Raw genomic sequence first — 8,355 nt, 5'->3', positions numbered from 1 at the left:
GCTGGCCAGCGCGACCCGGCCGGTGGTGCGGCGGCGCTCGCCGGTGGCGCGGCCGAGCCGGGCCCAGATGTCCGCCAGCACCGCGTCCAGGTCGTCGCCTCCCTCCGCCGTCATTGCGGGGAGGCGCAGCCGACGAAGCAATCCAGGGGCCGGTTCGCACTGGCCCCTGGATTGCTTCGCTGCGCTCGCAATGACGGAGAGGGGAGCGTCGTCCGAAAGGTGCTGCCAGGCATCAGCGATAGGTCACCGACAGCTCGCCGACGCCGTCGACATGGCCTTCCAGCCGGTCGCCCGGCTTGACCGGACCGACGCCGTCCGGCGTGCCGGTCATGATCAGGTCGCCGGGGCGCAGCGCCACGAAGCGCGACAGATGGGCGATGATCTCCGGCACCGGCCAGATCTGGTCGGCCAGGTCGCCGGACTGGCGGGTCTCGCCGTTGATCTTCAGCCAGATCGCGCCCTGGGACGGATGGCCGATCTCGGCCGCAGGCCTCAGCGCCGACAGCGGCGCGGACTGGTCGAAGGACTTGGCCATGGTCCAGGGCCGCGCCAGCTTCTTGGCCTCGGCCTGGATGTCGCGGCGGGTCATGTCGAGGCCGACGCCATAGCCCCAGACATGGCCCAGCGCCCGGTCGGCGGCGATGTCGGTGCCGCCGGCGCCGATCGCCACCACCAGCTCGATCTCGTGGTGCAGGTCCTTCGTCGCCGCCGGGTAGGCGATGGTGCTGCCGCTGGGCACCACGGCATCGGCCCATTTGGCGAAGAAGAACGGCGGCTCCCGGTCCGGGTCGTGGCCCATCTCGCGGGCATGGGCGGCATAGTTGCGGCCGACGCAGAAGATGCGGCCGACGGGGAAGGTGGCGTCGCTGCCCAGCACCGGGACGAGGGTCTGCTGCGGCGGCGTGATCACGGTCGGCATCGGGACAATCCTTCAGGGGCGATGGTCGGGCCGAAGCTGCGCGGCGGCGCCCGGCCTGTCAAACCGGAATCGGCCCGCCGCCCCGCCGGCGCGACGATTTCCGCCGCTGCCATATCCGGTCCCGGGCCGCGCCATATCGGGCGCATATCGCCGCCTCTCCGGCTGCCGGCATGCCTTGCCCCGACGGGCGTCGCCGCCGCTATGATGCGGCTGGATCAAAGTCGAGGATCGGAATGACGACCATCGCCGCGGCCGCCGCCCAGGCGGCCCAGCTGCTGACCGCGCGGCGCCAGACCATCGCCGTGGCCGAATCCTCGACCGGCGGGCTGGTCTCGGCCGCGCTGCTGGCCGTGCCGGGGGCCAGCGCCTATTTCCTCGGCGGCGCGGTGGTCTACACCAAGACCGCCCGCCAGGCATTGCTGGGGATCGGCGAGACCGAGATGGCCGGGCTGCGCCCGTCGACCGAGCCCTATGCGGCGCTGCTGGCGCGGACGGTGCGCGACCGCTTCCAGGCCGATTGGGGCATCGCCGAGACCGGGGCCGCCGGACCGTCCGGCAACCGCTACGGCGACCCGGCCGGACACAGCTGCATCGCGCTGTGCGGCCCGCGGATGCTGACGGCGACCCTGGCCACCGGCGGCGCCGACCGCGCCGTCAACATGGACGCCTTCGCCCTGGCGCTCCTCCGCCTGCTCGTGGACGGGCTGGAGGCCGCCGGGGACCCGGGTGGCCCGCCGTGACCACGATCCTCGCCTTCGTCATCGCCGCGGTCGCCGAGATCGCCGGCTGCTTCGCCTTCTGGGTCTGGCTGCGGCCGGGCGGCAGCCCCTGGTGGGCGCTGCCCGGCACCGCCAGCCTGATCGTCTTCGCCCTGGCCCTGACCCGGGTGGACTCCGATTTCGCCGGCCGCGCCTATGCCGCCTATGGCGGCATCTACATCGCCGCCTCGCTGGCCTGGCTGTGGGCGGTCGAGGGCAGCCGGCCGGACCGCTTCGACCTGGCCGGCGCCGCGCTGTGTCTGGCCGGCGCCGGGGTGATCCTGTTCGGCCGGCGCCTCGCCGCGTGACCGTCCCGCTTCCGCCACGATCCCGCCCGGTTTCGGGGTGGAGATGATGTCCCCCAGTTGAGGACGGATGTCCTTGCCATCCCGCTCCGCCTCGTGTCCAAGGTTGCCATGACCATGAGATCCCTGCTGCTCGCCGCGGCCGCCCTCCTCGCCCTCTCCGGCCCCGCCCTGGCGCTCGACTGCGGCAAGGCGTCGACCAGGCTCGAGCGGGCGATCTGCGGCGACAAGCGGCTGAAGGCGGCCGACGCGGCCATGGGCCAGGCCTATGCCCAGATCCTGAAGGCCGCCGTGGGCGACGCCGGGATCCACGACATGCTGGTCGCCAGCCAGCGCCGCTGGCTGGCCGCGCGCGACCAGGACCTGGCCGACCCCGCGGGCTGGCCGGAGGATGTGGACCGCGATCCCGCCACCTGGCGCGACAGGATCCTGACCGCGATGCGCGACCGCACCAACAATCTGAAGCAGCGTTCCAACACCGATCCGCAGCAATTCGCCCTGATCGCGGAAGCACAGGCGCAGCGGCGCTTCCTGGCCCAGTTCACCGGCGGCCCCTTCGCCGGCTTCGCCACGCGCTGCGAGTTCTTCCCGACCCATGCCGGCTCCTGGGCGGACTATTACGCCTGCTATGCCACCCGCCATTACCAGAACGGCAACCGGATCTGCAGCGTGGACGAGGACTGGGCGACCTACCGCACCTACGAGACCCGGTCGATCGCCGAGGTCGTCGACGGCAAGCTGAAGCCGGTCGCCACCTGCGGGCTCGAGGGGCAGGCCGGCTATACCCTCTGCCCGGGCGGCGACACCCTCGGCGATGAAACCGGGCGCTGGGACCTGCAGCCGAAGACCGAAGGCATGCGGCTGCCGTCCGGGCCGCCATCCCTGCCCAAGCTCGACGTCGAGGCGGCGGGCACGCTGGACGATGCGCCCTGGCTGCGCGCCTGCCTGACCGATCCCGGCTACCCGACGGCGGATCCCACCAGCGACGGCACCACGAAAAAGCCATGACGGCCGCGATGGAATGATCGGATCGGGGGGATCCATGCCATCGCTCTACGACATCAAGCCGAGATTCCAGGCGCTGCTGCGCCCCGCCGCCGCGCGGCTGGCGCGGAAGGGAATCAGCGCCAACGCCGTGACCCTGGCCGCCGCCGGCCTGTCGGTGCTGCTGGGGCTGGTGGTGGCCGCTACCGGCTGGCCCTGGCTGCTGCTGCTGTACCCGCCCTTCCTGCTGCTGCGCATGGCACTGAACGCCATCGACGGCATGCTGGCCCGCGAGTTCTTCCAGCCGACCCCGCTGGGCGCCCTCCTCAATGAGGTCGGCGACATGGTGTCGGATGCGGCTTTGTACCTGCCGCTGGCACTGCTGCTGCCGGCGCCGCCCTGGCTGGTGGTGGTGACCGTGCTGCTGGCGGTGATCGGCGAGGCCGCGGGCATCGCCGCCCGCACCATCGGCGCCGGCCGGCGCTATGACGGGCCCTTCGGCAAGTCCGACCGGGCGCTGGCCTTCTCGGTCCTCGCCATCGCCGCCTTCTTCCAGATCCTGGCCCCGGCGCTGTGGATGCCGCTGGTGCTGGGGGCGCTGCTGCTGCTGTCGATCCTCACAATCCTGAACCGCTGCCGCGCGGCCCTGGCGGAGATCGGGGCATGACCGTCAACCCTGCCGTCGCCTGGGCGCTGGCCGCGCTGGTCGCCGTGCTGGTCGTCGCCGAGGCCGCCGTCCTGTACCTCCGCCGCAGCAAGCCGGAGAAGGACTGGACCGAGCTGACGCTGCGCATCCGGTCCTGGTGGGTGATCGTGATCGCCGGCGGCATCGCCCTGGTGCTGAACCCGATCGCGGTGCTGGTGGTGCTGGCGGTGGTGAGCTACCTGGCGCTGAAGGAATATCTGTCGGTGGTGCCGACCCGCCGGGCCGACCGCGCGGTGCTGCTGGTCGCCTATCTGGCCATCCCGACGCAATGGTGGTGGATCGCCGAGGAGCAGTACGGCTTCTTCATCATCTGGGTGCCGGTCTACCTGTTCATGGTGGTGCCGGCGATGATGGTGCTGCGCGGCGAGGTCACCGGCTTCCTGCGCGCCCTGGGCACGCTGCATTGGGGCCTGATGCTGTGCGTCTTCGCCATCGGCCACGTCGCCTATCTGTTCGTGCTGCCGGAGGAGGGCCGGGCCGGGCCGGGCGGCGCCGGGCTTCTGCTGCTGCTGCTGATCCTGACCCAGGGCAACGACGTGGCGCAGTATGTCTGGGGCCGGATCTTCGGCCGGCACAGGATCGCGCCCTCGGTCAGCCCGAACAAGACGGTGGAAGGCTTCGTCGGCGGCCTGGTCACCACCACCATCGTCGCCGGGCTGATCGGGCCGCTGCTGGCGCCGCTGTCCTGGCCGATGGCGTTGTGGGTCGGGGCGCTGATGGCGGTCAGCGGCTTCTTCGGCGACCTCACCGTCTCCGCGGTCAAGCGCGACATCGGCATCAAGGACACCGGCACGCTGATCCCCGGCCATGGCGGCGTGCTGGACCGGATCGACAGCCTGATCTTCGCCGCGCCGCTGTTCTTCCACTTCATGCGGTATTTCTACTATTGAGGGCCGGCCGACGATGTGGCGCCTGCTGTTCCACTGGCTGGTGACCAAGCCCGCGATGCTGCTGTTCGTGGGGCTGCATGTACGCAACCCGGAGCGGCTGCCGATGACCGGGCCGGCGATCATCGTCGCCAACCACAACAGCCATGCCGACACGGTGGCCCTGACCTCGCTGTTCCCCAGCCGGATCCTGCACAAGGTGCGGCCGGTGGCGGCCGCCGACTATTTCATGAGCAGCCGGGCGATGGCCTGGTTCTCGACCCGCTGCATGGGCATCCTGCCCTTCGACCGCCATGCGCGGGAGCGCGGCGAGGACCCGCTGACCGGCTGTGTCGAGGCGCTGGACCGCGGCTGCATCCTGATCCTGTTCCCCGAGGGATCGCGCGGCGAGCCGGAGCGGCTGCAGCGCTTCAAGAAGGGCATCTGCCACCTGGCCCGGCGGCGGCCCGACGTGCCGATCGTGCCGGTCTATCTGCACGGCCTGGGCAAGGTGCTGCCGCGCGGTGCCTTCCTGCCGGTGCCGTTCTTCTGCGACGCCTTCGTCGGCCCGCCTTTGGCCGACCGGCCGGAGGACACCGACGCCTTCGTCGAGGGGCTGGAGGCGGCGATGGCGAAGCTGGTCGAGGGCACGAGGTTCCCCGATTGGGAGTAGTAATGCAGAGATGACAGGCCCTTCTCCCGTCATCGCGAGGCGCGAAGCGCCGTGGCGATCCATGGGCCGGTGCCGCTGGATCGCCACGCCCCTGCGGGGCTCGCGATGACGGTCCTATCATTCAGGCAGCCGGCATGAAGGACCGCACCCTGATCCTCCTCGCCTTCCTCTGGGGGGTGGCCGAGGCCAGCCTGTTCTTCGTGGTGCCGGACGTGCCGGTGTCGCTGATCGCGCTGGCTCGCGGCGGCCGGGCCGGGCTGCGCGCCGCGGTCGCCGCCGCCGCCGGGGCGATGGTCGGCGGCACCGGTCTGGCGATCTTCGCCAGCCACGCGCCCCAGGCCGCGATCGCCCTGGTCGACGCGGTGCCGGCGATCTCGCCCGCCATGATCGCCCGGCTGCAGGGGATGATGGCCGGCGCCGATTCCGCCGCCGGCCTGGCCGGGGTGCTGATCCTGGCGAGCCTGAGCGGCATTCCCTACAAGATCGCCGCCGCCAGCGCGCCGGGGCTGGGCGTTCCGCTGTGGGAGCTGGCGCTGCTGACCCCGCTGGTGCGGCTGCCGCGTTTCGTCGCGCTGGCCGGCGCCGGGGCGCTGCTGCACCGGCTGACGCCCGCCATGCCCCGCTGGATGCAGCCGCTGCGGGTGCGGCTGCTGCTCGCGACGCTGGGCTGGTCTGCATTCTACGTGAGCTACTGGATGCAGGTCGGGGGCTGACGCCGGGCTCTCGCCGCCCTATGTCTGGGACAATACCTCTGACATAATGGAGACGGCAGCCGCGGGTTTGGCTCAGCCGGCCCGCCGGGAGAAAGTCATGGACCTGTCGCGCACCGAAGGCCGCGCGAAGAGCGCCGTCGTTTCGAAGGATCCGTCCGACCTGCAATCGCTGCTGACCGTGGGCGGCATCTCCGCCACCGGGCTGGGCGCCAGCTTCCTGGCGCTGTTCGGCCCGCCGGGCAGCGACCTGTCGGTGGCCCTGACCATCGTCACCGTGGCCGGCGGCCTGGCCGCGGTCGCCGCAGGCTTCGCCGTCGCCGCCTTCGCGGCCCGCCGGTAAGTCAGTTCCGCCAGTGCGTTGCTCTCCCGCAAGCGAGAGCTTTTCAGGACATCGCCGTTTGGGCGGGCCCATCCCTTCTATCCTCCCCCTCCCCTTGCGGGAGGGGGTAGGGGGGTATCGGAGCCGATGAATTGATGCTGGGCGTCGTCACCGATCCCGCAGAAATCCTGGCTTACGCCACGCTGGCTCTCGCCATCGACAACCCCCTCCCCCTACCCCCTCCCGCAAGGGGAGGGGGAGTGTGGAAAGCGCGCGTCGGTTCAGGTGATCAAATCTGAAAAGGTCTCGCCAGGCGGGAGAGGCTACGCGAACGCCGATGGCCGCTCACCCCGCGCGCCGCGCCGGCGTGTCCGGCAGGATGCCGCGCTGGAACATGACGCCGAGGCGCAGGCTCTCGGCGATCTTCTCCGCCCGCTCGATGAAGCGCGTCGCCGCCCTGGGCGGGCAGACCTCGCGCGCCGTGGCGCGGAACAGCCCCAGCCAGACGGCGAAATGCTCCGGCCGCAGCGCCGCGACGCCGGCATGGGCCTGCATCGGCCGGCCCTGGTAGCGGGCGCTGCGCAGCATCACCGACGACCAGAAATCGCACATCTTGGCGAGGTGGGGGTCCCAGTTGTCCCCGACCACCCCGGCGAAGATGGGCCCCAGCACCGCATCGGCGCGCACGCGGCCGTAGAAGGCGTGGACCAGGGTCCGGATCATCGCCTCGTCGATCGGCTCGATGGGATCGGCATCCGTCATATCCATGAGGATATATGGCCATATCGGATGCCGTCCGCACCAGCGCCGATCGCCGCAGGGCTGGGTTTCCGCGGGCGGACGGGCCGGGTCTCCTCACCCGCGGTGCGGCCGCTCGCTGTCGAGATGGGCCATCTGCGCGGCCATGTAGCGGTCGCCGGCGGCGGCGCCCTTGGGCACGGCCTGCTCGATCCGGCCCAAATCCTCCGGCGTCAGCACGACATCCAGGGAGCCCAGCGCCTCGGCCAGCTGGTCGCGGCGGCGGGCGCCGACGAGCGGCACGATGTCCCTGCCCTGCGCCGCCACCCAGGCGATGGCGATCTGGGCGACGGTGACGCCCTTGGCCTCGGCCACCGCCCGCAGCGCCTCGACCAGCGCCAGGTTCCGCTCGACATTGCCGTCCTGGAAGCGCGGGCTGTGGGCCCGGAAATCCCCCGCGCCCGTGCTGCCCTTCCGCCAGTGCCCGCTGATCAGGCCGCGCGACAGCACGCCATAGGCGGTGATGCCGATGCCGAGCTCGCGGCAGGTGGCCAGGATGCCGTCCTCGATGCCGCGCGAGACCAGCGAATACTCGATCTGCAGATCCACGATCGGGTGCACCGCGGCGGCGCGGCGGATCGTCTCCGACCCCACCTCGGACAGGCCGATGTGCCGGATATAGCCGGCCCGCACCATCTCGGCCATGGCGCCAACGGTCTCCTCGATCGGCACGGCCGGGTCGAGCCGGGCCGGGCGGTAGATGTCGATGTGGTCGACGCCGAGCCGCTGCAGCGAATAGGCCAGGAAGTTCTTCAGCGCCGCCGGCCGGGTGTCGTTGCCGGTCCAGCCGCCGGCCGGATCGCGCATCCCGCCGAACTTGACGCTGAGGATGGCGGCGTCGCGCTTCGAGGTCGCCCGCAGCGCCTCGCCGATCAGCATCTCGTTATGGCCGGAGCCGTAGAAGTCGCCGGTGTCGATCAGGGTGATGCCGGCGTCGAGCGCGGCGTGCAGGGTGGCGATGCTCTCGGCCCGGTCGGACGGGCCGTACATGCCGGACATGCCCATGGCGCCGAGGCCGAGGGCGGAGACGCGCGGGCCGGTGGCGCCGAGCGGATGGGTCTGCATGGCAGGCTCCTGGAAGGGACGGTTCGACGGGAATATGGGCGGACGCGGTTCGTGCGATAATCCGGGCAATGGCGAACAAGCCGTACGGATATCCGAACGATGAGCAGCCCCGATCTTTCCGATCTCGACGCCTTCGTCGCCGTGGCCCGGGCCCGCAGCTTCCGCGGCGCCGCGGGCCTGCGCGGCGTCTCCGCCTCCTCGCTCAGCGACGCGCTGCGGCGGCTGGAGGGGCGGCTGGGCGTGCGCCTC

The 8,355-nt window shown here is 71.5% G+C and carries 12 protein-coding genes; 9 read left to right on the top strand and 3 right to left on the bottom strand.

The genetic code is table 11. The annotated features are described in order from the left end of the window. Nucleotides 1-232 precede the first annotated feature (232 nt). Nucleotides 233-919 (bottom strand): fumarylacetoacetate hydrolase family protein, encoded by a 687-nt coding sequence (locus tag P409_RS19355; protein WP_034841774.1) that lies wholly within the window; start codon nucleotides 917-919, stop codon nucleotides 233-235. 233 nt (nucleotides 920-1,152) lie between these two features. Between P409_RS19355 and P409_RS19350 the strand changes: the two genes are divergently transcribed. The 8 genes from P409_RS19350 to P409_RS19315 all read left to right on the top strand — a co-directional run bounded on the left by P409_RS19350 (nucleotide 1,153) and on the right by P409_RS19315 (nucleotide 6,264). Further along, entirely contained in the window at nucleotides 1,153-1,659 is a 507-nt protein-coding gene (locus P409_RS19350) for a CinA family protein (RefSeq protein ID WP_034841771.1), read from the top strand. After that, nucleotides 1,656-1,985 carry a YnfA family protein gene (locus P409_RS19345; RefSeq protein ID WP_034841766.1) on the top strand — a complete coding sequence of 110 codons (330 nt, stop codon included), beginning with the start codon at nucleotides 1,656-1,658 and terminating at the stop codon, nucleotides 1,983-1,985. The genes P409_RS19350 and P409_RS19345 overlap by 4 nt, the downstream gene beginning before the upstream one ends. Nucleotides 1,986-2,093: 108 nt before the next feature. Further along, complete coding sequence (locus P409_RS19340; RefSeq protein WP_034841778.1) at nucleotides 2,094-2,990, top strand: lysozyme inhibitor LprI family protein; 897 nt, start codon at nucleotides 2,094-2,096, stop codon at nucleotides 2,988-2,990. Nucleotides 2,991-3,024: 34 nt separating this feature from the next. Beyond that, nucleotides 3,025-3,633 (top strand): CDP-alcohol phosphatidyltransferase family protein, encoded by a 609-nt coding sequence (locus tag P409_RS19335; RefSeq protein ID WP_034841761.1) that lies wholly within the window; start codon nucleotides 3,025-3,027, stop codon nucleotides 3,631-3,633. After that, nucleotides 3,630-4,562 (top strand): phosphatidate cytidylyltransferase, encoded by a 933-nt coding sequence (locus P409_RS19330; RefSeq protein WP_034841756.1) that lies wholly within the window; start codon nucleotides 3,630-3,632, stop codon nucleotides 4,560-4,562. Before P409_RS19335 ends, P409_RS19330 begins: the two co-directional genes overlap by 4 nt. A gap of 13 nt (nucleotides 4,563-4,575) precedes the next feature. Beyond that, the gene (locus tag P409_RS19325; protein WP_034841752.1) at nucleotides 4,576-5,211 is read left to right on the top strand and encodes a lysophospholipid acyltransferase family protein; all 636 of its coding nucleotides are present in this window, start codon (nucleotides 4,576-4,578) and stop codon (nucleotides 5,209-5,211) included. A 134-nt stretch (nucleotides 5,212-5,345) separates the two neighbouring features. Beyond that, nucleotides 5,346-5,924 carry a hypothetical protein gene (locus P409_RS19320; RefSeq protein WP_034841749.1) on the top strand — a complete coding sequence of 193 codons (579 nt, stop codon included), beginning with the start codon at nucleotides 5,346-5,348 and terminating at the stop codon, nucleotides 5,922-5,924. A gap of 97 nt (nucleotides 5,925-6,021) precedes the next feature. Further along, on the top strand, nucleotides 6,022-6,264 hold the full coding sequence (locus P409_RS19315) for a hypothetical protein (RefSeq protein WP_034841745.1): 243 nt from the start codon (nucleotides 6,022-6,024) through the stop codon (nucleotides 6,262-6,264). A gap of 324 nt (nucleotides 6,265-6,588) precedes the next feature. On the opposite strand, the gene P409_RS19310 is transcribed toward P409_RS19315, so the two are convergent. Together P409_RS19310 and P409_RS19305 are read right to left on the bottom strand one after the other, a co-directional pair. After that, nucleotides 6,589-7,011 (bottom strand): group III truncated hemoglobin, encoded by a 423-nt coding sequence (locus P409_RS19310; RefSeq protein ID WP_034841740.1) that lies wholly within the window; start codon nucleotides 7,009-7,011, stop codon nucleotides 6,589-6,591. A gap of 87 nt (nucleotides 7,012-7,098) precedes the next feature. Further along, entirely contained in the window at nucleotides 7,099-8,106 is a 1,008-nt protein-coding gene (locus P409_RS19305; RefSeq protein WP_034841735.1) for an aldo/keto reductase, read from the bottom strand. A 99-nt stretch (nucleotides 8,107-8,205) separates the two neighbouring features. Here P409_RS19305 and P409_RS37185 point away from each other — a divergent pair. Continuing rightward, nucleotides 8,206-8,355 (top strand): helix-turn-helix domain-containing protein (locus P409_RS37185; RefSeq protein WP_152613440.1); only part of this gene is annotated, 150 nt, incomplete at its 3' end.

The sequence above is a fragment of the Inquilinus limosus MP06 genome (assembly GCF_000767795.1).
GTDB lineage: Bacteria > Pseudomonadota > Alphaproteobacteria > DSM-16000 > Inquilinaceae > Inquilinus > Inquilinus limosus_E.
This window is presented reverse-complemented; position numbering and strand designations above follow the sequence as displayed.

Bases quoted from the DNA above. Each gene is read 5' to 3' on its own strand.
- P409_RS19355 (WP_034841774.1), bottom strand. From the start codon at position 919: ATGCCGACCGTGATCACGCCGCCGCAGCAGACCCTCGTCCCGGTGCTG.
- P409_RS19350 (WP_034841771.1), top strand. From the start codon at position 1,153: ATGACGACCATCGCCGCGGCCGCCGCCCAGGCGGCCCAGCTGCTGACC.
- P409_RS19340 (WP_034841778.1), top strand. From the start codon at position 2,094: ATGACCATGAGATCCCTGCTGCTCGCCGCGGCCGCCCTCCTCGCCCTC.
- P409_RS19335 (WP_034841761.1), top strand. From the start codon at position 3,025: ATGCCATCGCTCTACGACATCAAGCCGAGATTCCAGGCGCTGCTGCGC.
- P409_RS19330 (WP_034841756.1), top strand. From the start codon at position 3,630: ATGACCGTCAACCCTGCCGTCGCCTGGGCGCTGGCCGCGCTGGTCGCC.
- P409_RS19325 (WP_034841752.1), top strand. From the start codon at position 4,576: ATGTGGCGCCTGCTGTTCCACTGGCTGGTGACCAAGCCCGCGATGCTG.
- P409_RS19320 (WP_034841749.1), top strand. From the start codon at position 5,346: ATGAAGGACCGCACCCTGATCCTCCTCGCCTTCCTCTGGGGGGTGGCC.
- P409_RS19315 (WP_034841745.1), top strand. From the start codon at position 6,022: ATGGACCTGTCGCGCACCGAAGGCCGCGCGAAGAGCGCCGTCGTTTCG.
- P409_RS19310 (WP_034841740.1), bottom strand. From the start codon at position 7,011: ATGGATATGACGGATGCCGATCCCATCGAGCCGATCGACGAGGCGATG.
- P409_RS19305 (WP_034841735.1), bottom strand. From the start codon at position 8,106: ATGCAGACCCATCCGCTCGGCGCCACCGGCCCGCGCGTCTCCGCCCTC.